This is a genomic window from Alkalicoccus luteus (assembly GCF_012034335.1).
Taxonomy (GTDB): domain Bacteria; phylum Bacillota; class Bacilli; order Bacillales; family Salisediminibacteriaceae; genus Alkalicoccus; species Alkalicoccus luteus_A.
Map to the genome: position 1 here is coordinate 24,021 of NZ_JAATHJ010000003.1, position 16,617 is coordinate 40,637.

The 16,617-nt window shown below is 46.9% G+C and carries 20 protein-coding genes; 8 read left to right on the plus strand and 12 right to left on the minus strand.

What is annotated here, in order from left to right; genetic code table 11:
- Positions 1 to 35 precede the first annotated feature (35 nt).
- Entirely contained in the window at positions 36 to 1,073 is a 1,038-nt protein-coding gene (gene holA / locus HCN83_RS02785; RefSeq protein ID WP_168004803.1) for a DNA polymerase III subunit delta, read from the minus strand.
- Positions 1,074 to 1,271: 198 nt separating this feature from the next.
- On the opposite strand from holA, the gene HCN83_RS02790 reads away from it, so the two are divergent.
- Positions 1,272 to 1,403, plus strand: coding sequence for a YqzM family protein (locus HCN83_RS02790; protein WP_168004804.1), 132 nt, complete (start codon positions 1,272 to 1,274; stop codon positions 1,401 to 1,403).
- 135 nt (positions 1,404 to 1,538) lie between these two features.
- Here the strand turns inward: HCN83_RS02790 and HCN83_RS02795 are convergent, their stop codons facing one another.
- The 11 genes from HCN83_RS02795 to HCN83_RS02845 form a co-directional block, all read right to left on the minus strand.
- On the minus strand, positions 1,539 to 3,725 hold the full coding sequence (locus HCN83_RS02795; RefSeq protein ID WP_168004805.1) for a DNA internalization-related competence protein ComEC/Rec2: 2,187 nt from the start codon (positions 3,723 to 3,725) through the stop codon (positions 1,539 to 1,541).
- Between the two features lie 60 nt (positions 3,726 to 3,785).
- Entirely contained in the window at positions 3,786 to 4,352 is a 567-nt protein-coding gene (locus tag HCN83_RS02800; RefSeq protein ID WP_168004806.1) for a ComE operon protein 2, read from the minus strand.
- A gap of 45 nt (positions 4,353 to 4,397) precedes the next feature.
- The gene (locus HCN83_RS02805; RefSeq protein WP_168004807.1) at positions 4,398 to 5,006 is read right to left on the minus strand and encodes a helix-hairpin-helix domain-containing protein; all 609 of its coding nucleotides are present in this window, start codon (positions 5,004 to 5,006) and stop codon (positions 4,398 to 4,400) included.
- Positions 5,007 to 5,156: 150 nt separating this feature from the next.
- Entirely contained in the window at positions 5,157 to 5,888 is a 732-nt protein-coding gene (locus HCN83_RS02810) for a class I SAM-dependent DNA methyltransferase (protein WP_168004808.1), read from the minus strand.
- Positions 5,889 to 5,969: 81 nt separating this feature from the next.
- Positions 5,970 to 6,326, minus strand: a complete 357-nt coding sequence (gene rsfS / locus HCN83_RS02815) for a ribosome silencing factor (RefSeq protein ID WP_168004809.1) — start codon at positions 6,324 to 6,326, stop codon at positions 5,970 to 5,972.
- Positions 6,327 to 6,410: 84 nt separating this feature from the next.
- On the minus strand, positions 6,411 to 6,986 hold the full coding sequence (gene yqeK, locus HCN83_RS02820; protein ID WP_168004810.1) for a bis(5'-nucleosyl)-tetraphosphatase (symmetrical) YqeK: 576 nt from the start codon (positions 6,984 to 6,986) through the stop codon (positions 6,411 to 6,413).
- Complete coding sequence (nadD, locus tag HCN83_RS02825; protein WP_168004811.1) at positions 6,973 to 7,557, minus strand: nicotinate-nucleotide adenylyltransferase; 585 nt, start codon at positions 7,555 to 7,557, stop codon at positions 6,973 to 6,975. Before nadD ends, yqeK begins: the two co-directional genes overlap by 14 nt.
- A gap of 14 nt (positions 7,558 to 7,571) precedes the next feature.
- The gene (gene yhbY, locus HCN83_RS02830) at positions 7,572 to 7,865 is read right to left on the minus strand and encodes a ribosome assembly RNA-binding protein YhbY (protein WP_168004812.1); all 294 of its coding nucleotides are present in this window, start codon (positions 7,863 to 7,865) and stop codon (positions 7,572 to 7,574) included.
- Positions 7,866 to 7,869: 4 nt separating this feature from the next.
- Positions 7,870 to 8,697 carry a shikimate dehydrogenase gene (gene aroE, locus HCN83_RS02835; protein ID WP_168004813.1) on the minus strand — a complete coding sequence of 276 codons (828 nt, stop codon included), beginning with the start codon at positions 8,695 to 8,697 and terminating at the stop codon, positions 7,870 to 7,872.
- Between the two features lie 14 nt (positions 8,698 to 8,711).
- Positions 8,712 to 9,818, minus strand: a complete 1,107-nt coding sequence (gene yqeH / locus HCN83_RS02840; RefSeq protein ID WP_168004814.1) for a ribosome biogenesis GTPase YqeH — start codon at positions 9,816 to 9,818, stop codon at positions 8,712 to 8,714.
- Positions 9,803 to 10,318: a YqeG family HAD IIIA-type phosphatase gene (locus HCN83_RS02845; protein WP_168004975.1), complete on the minus strand. Its 516-nt coding sequence runs from the start codon at positions 10,316 to 10,318 to the stop codon at positions 9,803 to 9,805. The genes yqeH and HCN83_RS02845 overlap by 16 nt, the downstream gene beginning before the upstream one ends.
- A 356-nt stretch (positions 10,319 to 10,674) precedes the next feature.
- Here HCN83_RS02845 and HCN83_RS02850 point away from each other — a divergent pair, with 356 nt between their 5' ends.
- The 7 genes from HCN83_RS02850 to mnhG are packed head-to-tail and all read left to right on the plus strand — an operon-like array spanning position 10,675 to position 16,436.
- The gene (locus HCN83_RS02850) at positions 10,675 to 13,101 is read left to right on the plus strand and encodes a Na+/H+ antiporter subunit A (protein WP_168004815.1); all 2,427 of its coding nucleotides are present in this window, start codon (positions 10,675 to 10,677) and stop codon (positions 13,099 to 13,101) included.
- Positions 13,098 to 13,523: a Na(+)/H(+) antiporter subunit B gene (locus HCN83_RS02855; RefSeq protein ID WP_168004816.1), complete on the plus strand. Its 426-nt coding sequence runs from the start codon at positions 13,098 to 13,100 to the stop codon at positions 13,521 to 13,523. The genes HCN83_RS02850 and HCN83_RS02855 overlap by 4 nt, the downstream gene beginning before the upstream one ends.
- Positions 13,523 to 13,861, plus strand: coding sequence for a Na(+)/H(+) antiporter subunit C (locus tag HCN83_RS02860; protein WP_168004817.1), 339 nt, complete (start codon positions 13,523 to 13,525; stop codon positions 13,859 to 13,861). Before HCN83_RS02855 ends, HCN83_RS02860 begins: the two co-directional genes overlap by 1 nt.
- The gene (locus HCN83_RS02865) at positions 13,854 to 15,338 is read left to right on the plus strand and encodes a Na+/H+ antiporter subunit D (protein WP_168004818.1); all 1,485 of its coding nucleotides are present in this window, start codon (positions 13,854 to 13,856) and stop codon (positions 15,336 to 15,338) included. Before HCN83_RS02860 ends, HCN83_RS02865 begins: the two co-directional genes overlap by 8 nt.
- Positions 15,339 to 15,341: 3 nt before the next feature.
- A complete protein-coding gene (locus HCN83_RS02870; protein ID WP_168004819.1) occupies positions 15,342 to 15,818 on the plus strand; it encodes a Na+/H+ antiporter subunit E in 477 nt (158 codons plus the stop codon).
- Positions 15,818 to 16,105: a Na(+)/H(+) antiporter subunit F1 gene (locus HCN83_RS02875; RefSeq protein ID WP_168004820.1), complete on the plus strand. Its 288-nt coding sequence runs from the start codon at positions 15,818 to 15,820 to the stop codon at positions 16,103 to 16,105. Before HCN83_RS02870 ends, HCN83_RS02875 begins: the two co-directional genes overlap by 1 nt.
- Positions 16,080 to 16,436: a monovalent cation/H(+) antiporter subunit G gene (gene mnhG, locus HCN83_RS02880; RefSeq protein ID WP_246238075.1), complete on the plus strand. Its 357-nt coding sequence runs from the start codon at positions 16,080 to 16,082 to the stop codon at positions 16,434 to 16,436. Before HCN83_RS02875 ends, mnhG begins: the two co-directional genes overlap by 26 nt.
- Positions 16,437 to 16,617 lie beyond the last annotated feature (181 nt).

The window sequence follows — 16,617 nt, forward strand, 5'->3', positions numbered from 1 at the left end:
GAAGTCATTGTGACTTGCCGGGATTTTTTGTGTCGTTATGGGATTCGCCGGTCTACAGGTACAGAACGGCTGAGTAAATACAGCTCAACACCGAGCACATCTTCCACTGCGCCGGATTTAATCCGGAAATCAAGCTCTGCAAGCTCGTCGATTTGCTCTAACAGAACATCCGAGCTGAAGTGACGCACTTGCTTGCCTGCCAGCTTCACAGCAAAGGGGTGAAGCTTTAGCCTCGAGGAAATCATTTTTTCCCCGTACCCCTGCTGCATCAGCTGCTTCACCTGATACAGAATACGGAACTGCCTTACCATCAGCGATGCAATTTTAATCGGAGCTTCCTTTTGTTTAATTAAATCTCTGTATATTCGCACAGCCTGCGCTGTCCGTTTCTGAACCACATGGTCAACGAGCGCAAATATATCATGCTCCAGCGATCTTGCTGTCAGCGCTTCAACCTGGGCAGCTGTGATCGTACCGTCATCCGAATGAACGGACAGCTTATTGAGCTCGGAAGTAAGCATAAGCAGATTGTCGCCTGTCAATGAAAGCAGCTTCTCCTTTGCTGCATCATCGATGACGGCTCCCAGACTGCGGGCCCGTGTATCCAGCCAGCTTCTTAACTCGCGGTCCGTTAAAGGCGCAGCTTCCATAACGGCAGCATGTTTTCGAAGCTGTTTGACTGCTTTTTTCCGTTCATCCAGTTTCTCGTAAGGAGCCTGAACGATGAAAATCGTTTCTTCCGGCTTGCGCTCCGTATAATCGGTCAGCTGCTGCAAATCATGCTCTATTTTTTCCTTAGGCTTTTGACCAGTCAGAAAGTAGGGGTGCTGAATGATAACTACTTTTGTTCCTCCCATAAACGGAAAGGTGTATGCTTCTTCAATGGCGGCTTCAACCGGGGTATCGCGCATGTCAAATCGCATGAGCTTCATGTCGCGTTCATCCGGATCAAGCACCCGGCTGATAATCGCCTGAACAATGTCTTCGATCAGGTACGTTTCTGACCCATAGCAGAGATACAGACTGCTGATTTCTCCTTTTTTAATTTGTTTCCACGTTTCTATGTAAGACATCATTCGGCTCCTTTCCTTTCTGCTACTATCCTACCTTAAGAGCTTGTGAAACTCAATATAGCGGAAAGCCCGCTGCAGGTTGATCAGAAAGAACCTCTGCTGTTTTGATCTTTTTATAATATGTCTGCTCAAGAGAGCAATCGATGATAGATTTTTTGTAAAAAATAATTTATACTTTTTATGACAGGAGGGATAGATATGAACGAGTTCGAAAAAGATGTTCAGTCGAATCGGAATGACGCGATCGACAGTGCTATTGGATTTATTGTCTCGTTTGTCTTCTTTATGGGGATATTCTCGATCGGGCATATCGTCGATCTCTTTTTCTAAACCGTTTCCCTTGGAAGCATCTGTTTAGAAACTGCGGGCGATCAGCTTGGAGGCTTCCGAGAGACGGAAGCCTTTTTTCTTTTGCTTAGAAGCACTTGCTTCTCCCCTGCACTTCCTCACAATCATTCCTCTGCATTAGTTTCCTGTTAAAAAAGGCTTCGTGACATACCCGTGTTCATCGACTATCACACGAACGCTACCGTGATGATCTGTTCTGTATACAGCAGATTCTATATCATCCAGTCTTTCCAGCACGTCATGATGGGGATGCCCATGACTGTTTCCGCTCCCAACCTGAATGATCGTTGTTTGCGGTTTTACCTTTGCAAGAAATGCGGCATCTGTTGATGTAGAACTGCCATGGTGAGCCCCTTTCAAAACATCTGCGTTAGAAAGGGTCCCTCCGGCTAATAGCTCGCTTTCCGCTTCTTCTTCAATATCACCTGTGAATAAGAACGTTGTTCCGTAAATACCAGCTTCAATGACAATGGAACGATCATTCTCAGTTGCTGACTTTAGCCTTGCAGGATGCAGCACCTTAAAAACGTGATTGTTCTTTTCCCAAAAGTACCCTGCAGAAATAAAATGGATCTCGGACCCAAGCTCCTCCAGGCAGTCGAGTTCTTTCAATATACCTTCTTCAAGCTCCTGATGAATCGGATAATAGACGTGGCGAATGTTTATTTCTTCCGCTATTCGGCATGCTTCTCCATAATGATCAAAGTGGCCATGTGTAATGATCAGTTTTTCGAGCGTTTGTATCCCTTCTCCATGCAGATAAGGAAGCACAGTTCGAAAGGCAGGTCCTCTCTCCTTTCGTACGGCACCTTCATCTGAAAACGACAATTCCCCACCTGTATCGATAAGATAATGTTCGTTATGCTCCTGCATCCGGATCAGAATTGAATCCCCCTGCCCCACATCAAGGAAGGTGACTACAGTCTCTGACCGGTTATCTGCATAATAAACACTGCCAATGAAAACAGCTGCTGTTAAACCTGCGGCAAAACGCTTCTTTTTTGTGAGGAGCATCAGGATCACAGCACAGACAATCGTACCCGCCGTCAGCAATTCAAGTGTTAATGCTCCTGTAACCAGCAAATGACCCTCAACACTATCGAGAAGCATCAATGCTTTCAATGATGGTCTGAAAAGCATATCCATACAAGCTGTAACCGCATGATCCAGGCCCACCCCAGTGCCTGCAGCAGCTGCAAAAGACAGCGGCAGTAAAAACAACGCAGTGAGCGGAATAAAAAAGGCATTTGCAGCCATCGACAGAAGCGATACTTCAAAAAAATGATAAAGGACTGCAGGGAGAGAAATGAGCTGCGCTGTAAACGTCAGCTTCCACCAGATCCCTTTTCCCGACAAAAAAGATTTGGACAGCAGAATGGCAAAGCTAGTCATAAATGAAAGCTGATAGCCTACATGAAACAATAAATAAGGGTTCCACACTAGCAAACCGGTACCAACCAGCGCGCAAAGTTCAACGAGCGGCACACGTTTAAGCCAGGCCGCCAATACCGCAGCGGCAGCAGCGGTTGACACTGCCCGCAGAACAGACGGGGCTCCTCCCGCCGCAGCTGCATAGGCAGGTAAAAAAATCAGCAGCAGAAAGAGCGCCGATTTTCTCGAAAGCCCTGCCCGAAGAAGCAACAGCCAGATCACTCCAGATACTAAACCAACGTGCATACCGGACACCGCCAGTAAATGGATGACCCCCATCCGCTGAAACAGCTGAAGCTGTTCTTCTGGAATAAGAGAACGATCTCCAAACACCAAGGCCGCAGCTAACGGACCCGATTGTGTCTCCGACCCTCCAAGAGAAGTAATTGCAGCATCCCTTCTGTTCCAGTAGGCAGGTACGTCGCGCGTGCACTCTGCTTCCTGCTCGTATAAGATCGATGTCATTCGATTTTTTTGTATCATGCCTGTGCGGTCAAACTGATGCCATGAGGTCACTGGTTCTTCCTCAAACACGAATCCGCTCACCGTGCAAAAGCCGTGCCCTGCATGTTCGCCATAAACTCGTATTTCGCCGTATTCTCTCGTTTTTACATGATAGTAACTTCCATGAACCCCGGATTCGAGCACGCTTCTTTTACCGGTGACAGTAACATCAGATCCAGCTGGCAGGAGGTCGTAATCCGGCTCCAGTGCAATCATTATCATACTTGCAGCTAAGCCAATTACAGCTGCTGCCGGTTTTAACCATACAGAAACAACAAACATAGCAGCTGCCGGCAGTGCGAGCTTCGGATCCACTGCTGCTGCGACGCCCGCAGCAAATGCCAGAAATAAACTTAAAAACGGATACAATGCAGTCTCCCTCTCTCCGGCTGACCGCACTGTATCCGTTCTGTCATCTCTAGGTGCGCTTTACGTCTGTGTAAATAAAGCGTCGGCTTTGTTTCTCATTTCTTTCAGCTCTGCTTCAGAGGCCCCGGATCTTTCTAGTTTATCTAGTAACTCTGCTGTAAAAGCCAGCTTTTCCGTGTTGTGCCGGTCTAAAATCATTTCTTCCAGTTCAACCTGGCGGGTGTTCACTCCGGCTTCCTCAAAAAGCTGAGCTGCGAACGGGTGATTTTTGTAATTTGCAGCGTAGTAGAGCCGTTTAATCCCCGCTTGAATCAGTGCTTTACAGCAGTTCAAACACGGGAAATGCGTAACGTATATGTCCGACCCTTCAGTTGCGACGCCGAATTTAGCACACTGAATGATTGCATTCACTTCTGCATGAACGGTTCGCACACAATGATTGTCGACCACATAACACCCATCCTCCGAACAATGACTGCCTCCGGAAATGGACCCATTATATCCGCCCGCAATAATTCTGTTATCTCTGACGATCGTTGCGCCTACCATGAGTCTTGTACACGTGCTTCTTAATGCCAGCAGGTGGCTTTGTGCCATAAAATACTGATGCCATGAAATTCGCTCCATTTAAAGCTCCCCCTTATCTGCCGCTGAGGTCATTGTAGCCGGTGGTCAATGGAGCGTCAATAGCGGAGCGATGGACTCAAGTGTTTTTTCACCTATGCCTGGCACCTCAGTAAGGCGGTCAAGCGATGTGAACGAACCGTTTTCATCCCGGTACTGAATAATTGCTTCTGCTTTTGCAGGTCCTATCCCGGGCAGTGTCTGGAGCATTGCCGAGTCGGCCAGATTTAAACTGATCGTGCCTCCAGCTTCCTCATGCGTCTCCTCGCGCTGATGCTCTTCTGCTATGTCTTCACCGAGCTGAGCAGGCACATAGATGCTCATCTCATCCATCAGAACAGCTGCAAGATTAACAGCGAGAAGGTCGGCTTCCTCCGTTTGACCTCCTGCCATTTCCACAGCATCAACTGTCCTGCTTCCGAACGGGAGCGTGTAAACACCCGGAGCAGCGACTTCCCCTTTAATCTCAATCACGACCGGTCCTTCTTCTGCAACAACAGCCTCGTCCGGATCATTGTCGCCGGCTGCAGAATGAATGGGCGTATCCTCGTGATTTCCGTCTGAAAAAAGTAAAAAGCCTGCTGCCACAACAGCAGCACAGACTGCAGCTGCTTTAATAAGAATCGGGCGGTCAAGCTCTTTCAACCGCTCAATCATATGCATTCCTCCTCTGTACAGCATAAAAAAGCCGACTGATCTGCTCTCAGTCGGCTGCTCAATTCATCTGCACATCTCCATAAACGGAGAAAAAATCCGGAATCACATTACTTTATCGATTATCATAACATAAGCTTTGTAAAACGGCGACTATTTTTTTACAGCCGCTATGAAGCAGCGGTCATCACTTTCTGCCAGCGGACGGCTCCCAAACTCTGCAGAAAGGTTAACTTGTGCAAACCCCGCTTCCTCAAGCCATTGCTTATAAACTTCGGGAGCATACGTGCGCTGGTAGAGCTCTTCATCCATCCGTTCGTATAAACCGGTCCCGGTTCGCACAAAAAACGTGAGCAGGTGAGTCACACTGAGCGGCTCATCTGCAGGTTCACAGAACCACAAGTACGAGATTGCTTCACTGTTTTCGCCGTACAGCTGATTGTCGAAGACGTGCTCCATTTTATAAGGGGTATGCACATCAAAAAGAAAGACGCCGTCCTGCTTTAACGCGCTGTGAACTGAAGCAAACGTTCTCTTTACATCCTGTTCATGCGGCAGATAATTAAGACCGTCACAGAAAAGCGTGACAGCGTCCAGATTAGAAAATCCATTCAGGGTGCGCATGTCCTGCTTAAAAAAGCTCGTGTTATTCCCTTCTTGTCTGACTTTCCGTTCTGCTGCTGCCAGCATCTCCTCTGAAATGTCCGCTCCGGAAACGTGATAACCGGCCTCTGCCAGCATCAATGTAAATGTTCCCGTACCGCATGCGAGATCCAGAACGTCTCCGCCTCTCTTCAAACGCCTGACAGCATAAGTCATCCAGTCTTCATAAGGGGCGTCTTCCATCAGCATATCGTAGAGCCCCGCGAAATGTGTATCGCTCATCAGCTACCCCTCCATCATAAAAGCTGCTGAAGGCGTCATCAGCAGCTGTTGTGAACATTCAATTTTTGTGACGGCCACAGTTTATCCTAGCAGCTTTTCGATATCTACTGATGGAGCATCTCCCCACAGTTTTTCAAGCTGGTAATAATCCCGGTCCTCTTTATGAAACACGTGTACAACTATATCACCTAAATCGATCAGGACCCATCTGGCTTCCTTCATACCCTCGATTCTCTTAACTTCGAAGCCTGCTTCCTCGGCTTTATTCTTAATCTCACGTGCAATGGCCTCTACCTGTGTTTCCGAATTGCCATGACAAATAATAAAATAATCTGCAATCGTGGAAACTCCGCTCATATTAAGGGACCGGATCAGTTGGGCGTTCTTTTCATCTGCTGCTTTTACGGCTACATCCAGCAGCTGGTTGTCCGTCGTCATGCTTAATCACTCCTTCAGTCCGCCATATAGGCGGTCTATTCTTATTATACCTTTTTGCAGGATGATTCGTCCTGCTACCGGCTTTCAGCGATTAGAAAGCCGGCCCAGTGCGAATTCATTGTATGCTTCAAATGTGTCAGGGAAAATCGGCAGCCTTCTGTCTGACAGAAATTGAATTGTTTCGGCGCAGGCTTCCATACATCCTGCCTCCAGACTGTGCTTTGCAGCATCCCGCGCTTTTGCTGCACCGGAAAAAGTACGGCCCGGTTCTATATAATCAGCCAGAAACACAATTTTTTCTTCCACAGACATTCCTGCTCTTCCGGTCGTATGAGAGGCAATCGCCTGCAGCACAGCCGGGGAATCCACGTGTAATTCTTTTTCCACGAATAATGCACCCGCAAACGCATGCAGGATTTCTGTTCCGTAGCCGGCTATATCTTCGGTAAACATTCCGGAGCGCCTTATTGCCAGCAGCATATCCTCCGGATCCCTGTATTTTGCATAATCATGAAGCACAGCAGCGATCTGAATCGCATCAGCATCTCCGCCGTATTGGCGCGCTAGCTGCTCCGCAGTTTCCACAACACGCATCGTATGCTCAAATCTGCGCAGCGGCAGAGCTTCTCTGACGGCTTCAATTGCTTCAGTCCGTTTCATAAAGCCCGTACTCCTTTATCACCGAATCGACACCTTCCGGAACTAGAAATGCATTCCATGCTCCGGATTTTCGTTTACTGCGAATGGAAGTGGATGATATCGTCATTTCGACCCCTTCAATAAACGACAATTTTGTAAACTCCTGAAGATTTACTCTTGGATCAGGCCCGCCAGGCCGGTTCATCACGATAAAGGACAGGTTTTTCTGCAGTTTCTCGAAATCGTTCCATTTGTGAAAGCCAGCTAACGAATCTCCGCCCATAATAAAGGAAAAATTGTATGCCGGAAAGTCATCGATTAAACGGGTCACCGTTTCAGACGTATAGGATGGGCCTTCGCGTTCCATCTCTTTCAGGCATAACCGATAGGAGTCTGAGAGCTGCACGACCGATTTTACCATCTTGATTCGAAGCTGCTCGGGCGTGCTGGTCATCTTTTTGTGAGGCGGAATCCGGTTTGGCATCCACCAGATTTCGTCCAGATCAAATTGAATCCGGGCTTCTTCAGCCATTATCACGTGCCCAATATGAGGCGGATCAAACGTTCCCCCAAGAATGCCGATATGCTTCATCCACTGTCAGCTCCTTATTCAGGCAGCGTTATCTGTTTGGATTCCTTCGATTCCTTGTACAAAATAATGGTATTTCCAATGATCTGCACGATATCTGCGCCCGCGCCATCAGCAATCTGACGAGCTGTATCTTCTTTGTCTACAGCATTATTCTGCAGAATATTAAGTTTAATTAACTCTCTTGCTTCCAGTGCTTCTTCAGTCTGCTTAATTAAATTCGCACTTACGCCGCCTTTTCCTACTTGAAAAACAGGCTTCAAATGATGTGCTTCTTTTCGTAAAAAACGCTTTTGCTTTCCTGTCAGCATAGTATCAGCTTCCTCCCTTCAATTTAGATAGGACAGCACGCAGCATTGCCTCGCGCGGAGCTTCGATGCCTGTCCAGCGTTCGAATGCGAGTGCACCTTGTTCAACAAACATTCCGGTCCCGTTGACAACTGCTGCACCCTGTTTTGCTGCGGCTTTCAAAAAAGCCGTTTCAAGAGGCGTGTAAATCATATCGCTTACAACCGTGTTTCGGGACAGTTTATCGAGCGGAAGCGCCATGCTTGCGTGATCAGGCGTCATTCCGATTGAGGTTGAGTTCACAATCACATCAAATGAGGTGAGCTGTGCCTGCGCTTCCTGCATTGAACAAGCTTTTACCTGAGGGCCGCATGCCTCAGCAAGAGAAGCGGCCCGGTCCAATGTACGATTGGCGATTGTAATTGCGGCTCCCCGGTCGTAAAGCGTAATTGCTGCAGCCCGGGCCGCACCGCCCGCTCCGATAATCAAAAAGCGGCAGGACTCCAGTTCTCTGCGCAAATGAGGTACGAGCGACCGGACATATCCTTCACCATCGGTGTTACTTCCTATCAGCTGCTCCCCTTCCCGGACGATGGTATTAACCGCGCCAATTCGTTCAGCTGTAGGATCCAGTCCATCGAGAAACGGAATGACTGCTTCTTTATGCGGGATCGTTACATTGAGCCCGGCAATGCCGAGACCGCGCACGCCTTGTACAGCATCTTTCAGCCTTTCGGGAGGTGTGTGAAATGGCAGGTAGGAAGCCTCCAGCCCGGTTTCTTTATAAGCAGCATCGTGCATGACTGGCGAAAGAGTATGGCTGATTGGATCTCCGATTACACCGAAAATCTTCATGGAATGATGACCTCCTAGTATATCGATTCTCTCATTGAAACCTGAACGCCTTCCGGTACGTGCAGCATCACTTCTGCTCCAGGTGCGTGAACGGTAATCCAGCCAAGTCCGGAAATGACCAGATCGGTTTTCACAGCAGGAAGCTTCCATGATGATTTTTTAAAAGCAGGAAAAGCTGTTTCTTTACCAGTTGGCGGTGCGAGCATACCTCCTGCATGCTTTTCGTAAAGCTGGTCAGCATTTTCAAGCTTCGTACGGTGCACGGGAAGCTCGTTGGACATGTTCACGACGAAGGAGCCGGGATTGCCTTTCACGAAATCCATGCGTGCTAGCCCCCCAAAATACAGCGTCTGACCTGGATTAAGCTGATGAATGAGCTGCTTTATTTCTTTTTTAGGGGAAATCGTCTTTAAGTCTTCTTTATTTAAAAGGTGTGCAATTTGATGACGGTTAATGATTCCAGGCGTATCGTAAAGCGTACTCGTTTCATCAAGCGGAATATCAATCCGATCCAGCGTCGTTCCCGGGATGTTCGACGTTGTAATGTCGACTGGGCTCTCCCCGTCAGAGAAACGGCGGATCAGCTGGTTTATAAATGACGATTTGCCGGTATTCGTTGCACCGACTACATAAACATCTTTGCCTTTTCTAAGTTTATCGATCCAGGCCGCTGTCTCTTCGACTCCGTCTCCCGTCTGAGCACTCATCAGCAAGGTTTCTGCAGGCTTCAGACCGAACTCTTTTGCCTGCCGCTTCATCCAGTTGACCACTTTTGATTTGCGCACGGACTTTGGCAGCAGATCTGATTTATTACCGACAAGCAGGACATCATTGCTGCCGGAAAAGCGCTGAATGCCATCCAGCCAGCTCCCGCTGAAATCAAAGATATCCACTATCTTTACGATCAGCGCGTCACGAGATGACAGTTCGTTTAAAATCTTCAAAAAGTCATCATCAGTGAGGTGAACATCCTGCACTTCATTATAGTGCTTCAGGCGAAAGCAGCGTCTGCAGATCACGGTTTCCTTCTCCAGCGCCTGCGCCGGAGCATAGCCTGCTCTGCTGCTGTTCTCTGTCTGCAGTTCAATCCCGCAGCCCGCACATGTTATTCCCGATCCCATTCTATCAATCCCTTCTTCTTCATCGCCCGGAACACGCGCCGCTCGACCTGCCGGTTAAACTTGGTTAAAATGCCGTCTGTCTGTGCCACAGGGACGACAAGAATGGTTCTGAAGCCGGCACGGTTTCCGCCAAGTATATCTGTAAGCAGCTGATCGCCGATCACGACTGTTTCTTCATGCTTTAATTTCATTAATTTACAGGCAGCACGAAAAGCCCGGCTGAACGGTTTTTTTGCACTATGAATAAACGTCAGGCCGTGAGGTGCCGCAAATGTATGAACTCTTTTCTCATTATTATTGGAAACAATAACAACTTCAAATCCTTCATTGCGAAGCATTTCGAGCCAGTTAAGCAATTCGTCCGTCGCATCTTTCCGATCCCACTCCACTAACGTATTGTCGAGGTCTGTTATGATTCCGCGAATTCCCAATTCCTTCAAATTTGCTGTATCAATATCATAAATAGACTGAACATATTCATTCGGGATAAATTTTTTCAGCAAACCGGTTCCCCCTTCTGTTCGATGGCTGTCGCGTTTTTCAGGCTTCAACTAGGATACACTATTTTTCACACACCGTAAATGCTGGTTCAGGTAAACAGGACGCTATTGCTGAAGAGCTTTTTAAATCCATTAAATTCCATAAATATGAAAAAATTAGTCTGCTATTCGTTTCGTCAGTAAAGTTAACAAAAAAAATTTTAGTCAATTCCTACATATTACTATCACTTTTACGATCCTTAAAGGTAGACTTGAATTAATGCACCAGCGTTTATTTTATATTATAATCGATAAGGATTGTGAGCTGGTATACACATTTTAGTATGAATATTATTTTTATAAGGGAGGTACCTCACTTGTCATTGTTACATTTCGTTGTACTTGCGCCATTTGTTATGGCAATCTTCCTGCCATTTCTTTATTACAAATTCCGCAGTATACACACAGGATGGTTCCTTCTGCCGCTGCCGCTGATTCTGTTTATTTACGTGGCTACATACATTCCCTTCGGTGGAGGAGGAATGGAGGCAGTCGAGCATACCGTTCAGTGGGTTCCCTCTCTGGGGATTAATTTTACTGTATATTTAGACGGATTGAGCATGCTGTTTGCGCTGCTGATCACTGGGATCGGTACGCTTGTCGTCCTCTATTCTATTTTCTATATTGCAAATAAGCCTGATGAACCTCTCAATAATTTTTACGTTTATCTGCTAATGTTCATGGGGGCTATGCTTGGTGTCGTTCTCTCCGACAATCTGATTGTGCTATACGTATTCTGGGAGCTCACGAGCCTGTCTTCTTCCTTATTAATTGCCTACTGGTTCCATAAGGAGAAATCACGCTACGGTGCGCAGAAGTCTATGCTGATTACGGTGAGCGGCGGATTTGCTATGCTGGCAGGTTTCGCATTGCTGTACATCATCGCAGGAAACACATTCAGCATTCAGGAAATCATCAGCCAGGCTGACGCGATTGTGCAGGATCCGCTCATCCTGCCTGCCATGCTGTTAATACTGCTCGGAGCATTTACAAAGTCTGCCCAGTTTCCATTCCACATCTGGCTTCCTGATGCGATGGAAGCTCCGACTCCAGTCAGTGCCTATTTGCACTCAGCCACAATGGTGAAGGCAGGTATTTATCTTGTAGCCAGACTCACTCCTGTGTTCGGCCTGACGGCTGAATGGTTCTGGATTTTAGTTATATTCGGTCTGACGACTTTATTGTGGGGCTCTATCTCTGCAGTACGTCAAACTGATTTGAAAGGCATTCTCGCTTTTTCAACCGTCAGTCAACTCGGTTTGATTATGGCACTGCTGGGCATGGGAGCTGCAGCACTGCATTACGATTTCATTGAAACAGAAACGATGTATTATACAGCAACGATGGCTGCTGTCTTTCACTTAATTAATCACGCTACATTCAAAGGCGCCCTCTTTATGGCAGTCGGGATCATCGATCATGAAACAGGCACGAGAGATGTAAAGCGTCTCGGAGGCCTGATGGCAATCATGCCGGTAACCTTCACCGTCTCGCTTGTTGGTTTGGCCGCGATGGCCGGGCTGCCGCCATTTAACGGTTTTCTAAGTAAGGAAATGTTCTTTACGGCTACGCTGAACGTCGCCTCCCTGGACATTTTCAACCTGGAAACACTCGGTGTTTTCATTCCTATTGTGGCATGGATTGCCAGCGTCTTTACCTTTGTTTACAGCATGATGATGTTTACAAGAACTTTTACTGGCGAGTTCAAACCGGAAAATTATGAGAAAGAAGTACACGAAGCGCCTGCCGGACTGCTTATTTCTCCGATCATTTTAGGATCGCTCGTCATTTTGTTCGGACTTTTCCCGAACTTACTTGGCTATACGCTGATTGAACCGGCAATGCAGGCTATCCTGCCTGGTATTACACCGGTAGGCGAACAGTTTTATGTGAATATTTATCACTGGCACGGTATTAACACAGAGCTGCTGATGACCGTTGCTGTTGTGCTGTTCGGTCTGGCTATCGCTTTAAACTTGAAAAAGTGGGCGGAAGCTGCCTTCTTCCAGCGTGAGCGTGATCCGTTGAATCGTGCATATGATTTCGGTCTTGATCAGCTTGTCGTTCAGTCTCAGAACGTCACAAACTTTCATATGACCGGTCGTCTACGAGACTACATGCTCTATATGAGTGTTTTCATTGTAGGTCTCGGTATGTACACATTCTTCCGCTACAATTCTCTGGATATTAACCTGGAAGGTCAAGGCGGAATTCCAGGCTACGCTATTCTTGTAATCGGCGGTCTTATTGCTTCTACACTGGTACTGCCGTTTGTGCATAAGCGAATAACGAACTTAGTGCTTCTTGGCGTAATCGGGTTTTTAGTAGCACTGCTGTTTGTCATTTTCCGCGCACCGGATCTGGCACTCACTCAGCTTCTCGTAGAAACTGTAATGGTTGTACTGTTCCTGCTCGTGTTCAGACACATGCCGGAAATAACGAAAGAAAAGAAGGCTCCGCTCACAACAACAGTAAAAGCGTTGGTTTCCGGTGCAGTTGGTATCTTCGTTATACTGACAGGTTTGTCCGTACACGCACTGCGCGCTGAGAGTGATATTACACCAATTTCAGATTTCTTTATTGAAAATTCTGTGCCTCTCGCAGGCGGCTATAACATGGTAAACGTTATACTTGTCGATTTCCGGGGGCTGGATACGCTGCTTGAAGTTCTTGTACTTGGAATCGCCGCTTTAGGTATCGTCACCTTGATTAAGCATCGCCTGAAAGGAGATGAAGACGTATGAAAACGAACTTTTTAATGCTCCATACGATAACTAGGATCGTCTCCTTCATCGTCCTCTCCTTTTCTGTCTATTTGTTTTTTGCCGGACACAATGCTCCCGGTGGAGGTTTTATAGGCGGATTGATGATGGCCGGAGCGTTGATCCTGCTGTATGTCACATTTGATGCCGAACGGATCAACCGGGTTCTCCCTTTCGACTACACAGCTATTATCGCAATCGGGCTTCTTCTGGCCATTGTTACGGGGCTGAACAGTTATCTGTTTGGAGATCCGTTTTTAACGCAGTATTTTGAATATTATCAGATTCCGTTTGTTGGGGAAGTGGAGCTGACAACCGCCCTTCCTTTTGATTTGGGGATTCTGCTCGTTGTTGTAGCAGTTGCCCTGTTAACGATTATTTCGATTGCAGAGGATGTTTCGTAATGGAAATACTAATGATCTTTACATCTGGAATAATCATTGCCGTCGCTACGTATTTATTTATGACACGCAGCCTTCTGAGGGTTGCGTTCGGGGTTGTCATGCTGTCACACGGTGTTCACCTGCTGATCCTGACTCTTTCAGGTCTGGAAACAGGTGCCCCGCCGCTGCTAACAGAAAATGCGGAAGCTTATACAGATCCGCTTCCGCAGGCTGTCATACTGACAGCGATCGTTATCAGCTTTGGAGTGACCGCATTTTTACTCGTTCTCGCATATCGTACGTATAAAGAGCACGGCACAGAGGATTTAGAAGAATTGAGAGGTAATGCCGATGAATAATATCGTCCTGCTCCCGGTTCTTATTCCATTTATTGCCGGAGCCGTACTCATTTTGTTTCGCCACTTCCCTAAGCTCCAGCGTATATCCAGTGCTGTAGTGATGCTCGTTATGCTCGCAGCATCTGTGCTGCTCGTATATTCCGTCTATCAGGACGGCATACTGACCGTAGAGCTTGGTAATTGGCCAGCACCTTTCGGAATCGTGCTGGTCGGGGATTTATTTGCATCGCTGATGGTCCTGTTAAGCAGTATAACGGGTGTTACCTGCTTGTTTTTCGCTTTTCAGACCATTACCAAAGAACGTGAGAAATACTTTTTCTATCCGTTCTATTTTTTCCTTTTAACGGGCGTAAACGGTTCCTTTCTAACCGGTGACCTGTTTAACCTGTTCGTGTTTTTCGAAGTTATGCTAATTTCCTCTTTTATACTCATCGTTACAGGAGGAACGAAGTTTCAGCTGCGGGAATCTTACAAGTATGTTGTCATTAACATCTTTGCATCGATGATGTTTCTGGCAGCTCTTGCATATATATACGGGTTGACAGGCACGCTCAATTTGGCGCACATTGCCCAGCAAATTGAAGAGATTGGTCAGACCGGCGTCGTTAACACAGCCGCCATTATGCTCTTGATTGTTTTCGGTATAAAAGGCGCACTGTTTCCGCTCTATTTCTGGCTGCCTCAATCGTATTACGGCCCGCCCGCTGCGATTGCAGCCCTTTTTGGAGGACTGCTTACGAAGGTCGGTGTCTATGCTATTTTCCGGACATTTACGCTGATTTTTGTACACGATATCTCATTTACGCATACAGTTCTGCTGGTGCTTGCCGCCCTGACGATGGTGCTGGGGGTACTTGCAGCCGTCGCTCAGTTTAACTTTAAGATGATTTTGACCTATCACATTATCAGTCAGATCGGCTATATGATTATGGGTCTTGCCATTTTTACGCCGCTTGCAGTGGCAGGTGCGATTTACCATATCGCACACAACGTGGTCGTTAAATCAGCATTGTTTATGTTTGCGGGTGCTACGCAGAAAATAACCGGCACCAATAACTTAAAAGAAATGAGCGGTCTTTTAAAAACGCATCCTGCTCTCGCCTGGCTGTTCTTTATTTCAGCCGTCTCCATCGCCGGCATTCCGCCGCTCAGCGGATTTTTCAGTAAATTCGCGCTGGTGCTTTCCGGCCTTGAAGCTGAAATGTATGTCATTGTTGCTGTAGCTCTGATTGTCGGAGTGTTCACCCTCTTTTCTATGATGAAAATTTTCATTTATGTATTTTGGGGGTCTCCATCATTGCAGCGTTCCGACTACAGCCATATTAAACTTGCTCCGCTTCTGATGCCGATTGTTCCATTTATCGTGCTTACGATTGCCATGGGACTTTTCGCAGAACCGGTGTTCACATTCATACAACTTACGGCCGACCAGATCCTCGATCCGTCAATCTATATTGACGCCGTACTGGGGGAATAGACTATGCAATTTCAAATTTTATTAAACATTGTCATTGCGTTTATCTGGATGCTGCTTCAGAACTCCTTTACGATCGTTCATTTCGTATTTGGGTACATTGTTGGTCTTGGAATGCTCTTCTTTTTAAGACGCTTCCTCCGCTTTGACTTTTACTTCAGGAGAGTGTACGCATTTATAAAGCTTCTGCTTCTGTTTGCTTATAAGCTAATCGAAGCTAACTGGGATTTGATCAAAATTATTCTCAGACCTAAAATGGATATAACTCCGGGAATCATTGCAGTCCCTACTGAATTAAAAACAGATTGGGAAAAAACGCTTTTAGCGAATTTGATCTCCCTTACTCCAGGTACGTTAACAATGGATTTTTCGGAGGACGGGGATATCCTTTACATTCATGCCATTAACGTGCCTGACAAAGAAAAGGCCATCCGGGAAATTCACGAATCATTCGAAAAAGCGATTCTGGAGGTGACGCAGTAATGATACAGATCACCGCGCAGATTACGCTTGTGCTTCTGGCAGTTTCTATCCTTCTCTGCGTCATCCGTCTTGTCAAAGGTCCTTGTATGGCAGACAGGGTCGTAGCGCTTGATACGATCGGGCTGAACTTAATTGGCTTTATTGGTCTGATCATGATGGTCCAGCAGACGATTCTATATGCGGAGGCACTGCTGATTATCGCGATCCTCGCATTTATCAGTACCGTTTCCTTCGCTAAATTCCTGGAAGGAGGGGTTGTCGTTGATCGTAATGGAAGTTCTCGTTAGTATTCTCCTCCTGACAGGTGGTCTGCTGAGCTTTCTTGGCTCAATCGGGATTCTTCGTTTCCCTGATGTATACGGCCGGCTGCATGCCGCAACAAAAAGTGCAACGCTTGGTGTAATCGGGATCCTGACCGGCACCTTCCTTTACTTTCTCGTCATGCACGACATCTTCGTCGGGAAAGTGCTGCTGGGAATTATATTCGTATTCCTGACAGCTCCTGTAGGCGCATTTATGATTTCAAGAGCTGCTTATTTAACAGGGGTGCCGCTGTCAAAACAGACAGAACAGGATGATCTTAAGAAAGCCCGCAGCGAAGCAGAAAAAGCAGAATAACCTTATCGTAAACAAGGGGCAGCCGCAACGAATGCGGCTGCCCCTTTCAGGCTGTTGAAAAAGTCTTTCAACTTACATATTTATTCGTTTGATTGTATTTCCCCTCTGCTTACCAGCGGAAGCTTGCCGTGGGCTGGCCTTCAGCTATTTCTCAGGGTGACCCTGTATGAAGGGAAGAAAG

Coding starts and splice junctions, on each gene's coding strand:
- holA (WP_168004803.1), bottom strand. CDS start 1,073: ATGTCTTACATAGAAACGTGGAAACAAATTAAAAAAGGAGAAATCAGC.
- HCN83_RS02790 (WP_168004804.1), top strand. CDS start 1,272: ATGAACGAGTTCGAAAAAGATGTTCAGTCGAATCGGAATGACGCGATC.
- HCN83_RS02800 (WP_168004806.1), bottom strand. CDS start 4,352: ATGGAGCGAATTTCATGGCATCAGTATTTTATGGCACAAAGCCACCTG.
- HCN83_RS02805 (WP_168004807.1), bottom strand. CDS start 5,006: ATGATTGAGCGGTTGAAAGAGCTTGACCGCCCGATTCTTATTAAAGCA.
- HCN83_RS02810 (WP_168004808.1), bottom strand. CDS start 5,888: ATGAGCGATACACATTTCGCGGGGCTCTACGATATGCTGATGGAAGAC.
- rsfS (WP_168004809.1), bottom strand. CDS start 6,326: ATGACGACGGACAACCAGCTGCTGGATGTAGCCGTAAAAGCAGCAGAT.
- yqeK (WP_168004810.1), bottom strand. CDS start 6,986: ATGAAACGGACTGAAGCAATTGAAGCCGTCAGAGAAGCTCTGCCGCTG.
- nadD (WP_168004811.1), bottom strand. CDS start 7,557: ATGAAGCATATCGGCATTCTTGGGGGAACGTTTGATCCGCCTCATATT.
- yhbY (WP_168004812.1), bottom strand. CDS start 7,865: ATGCTGACAGGAAAGCAAAAGCGTTTTTTACGAAAAGAAGCACATCAT.
- aroE (WP_168004813.1), bottom strand. CDS start 8,697: ATGAAGATTTTCGGTGTAATCGGAGATCCAATCAGCCATACTCTTTCG.
- yqeH (WP_168004814.1), bottom strand. CDS start 9,818: ATGGGATCGGGAATAACATGTGCGGGCTGCGGGATTGAACTGCAGACA.
- HCN83_RS02855 (WP_168004816.1), top strand. CDS start 13,098: ATGAAAACGAACTTTTTAATGCTCCATACGATAACTAGGATCGTCTCC.
- HCN83_RS02860 (WP_168004817.1), top strand. CDS start 13,523: ATGGAAATACTAATGATCTTTACATCTGGAATAATCATTGCCGTCGCT.
- HCN83_RS02865 (WP_168004818.1), top strand. CDS start 13,854: ATGAATAATATCGTCCTGCTCCCGGTTCTTATTCCATTTATTGCCGGA.
- HCN83_RS02870 (WP_168004819.1), top strand. CDS start 15,342: ATGCAATTTCAAATTTTATTAAACATTGTCATTGCGTTTATCTGGATG.
- HCN83_RS02875 (WP_168004820.1), top strand. CDS start 15,818: ATGATACAGATCACCGCGCAGATTACGCTTGTGCTTCTGGCAGTTTCT.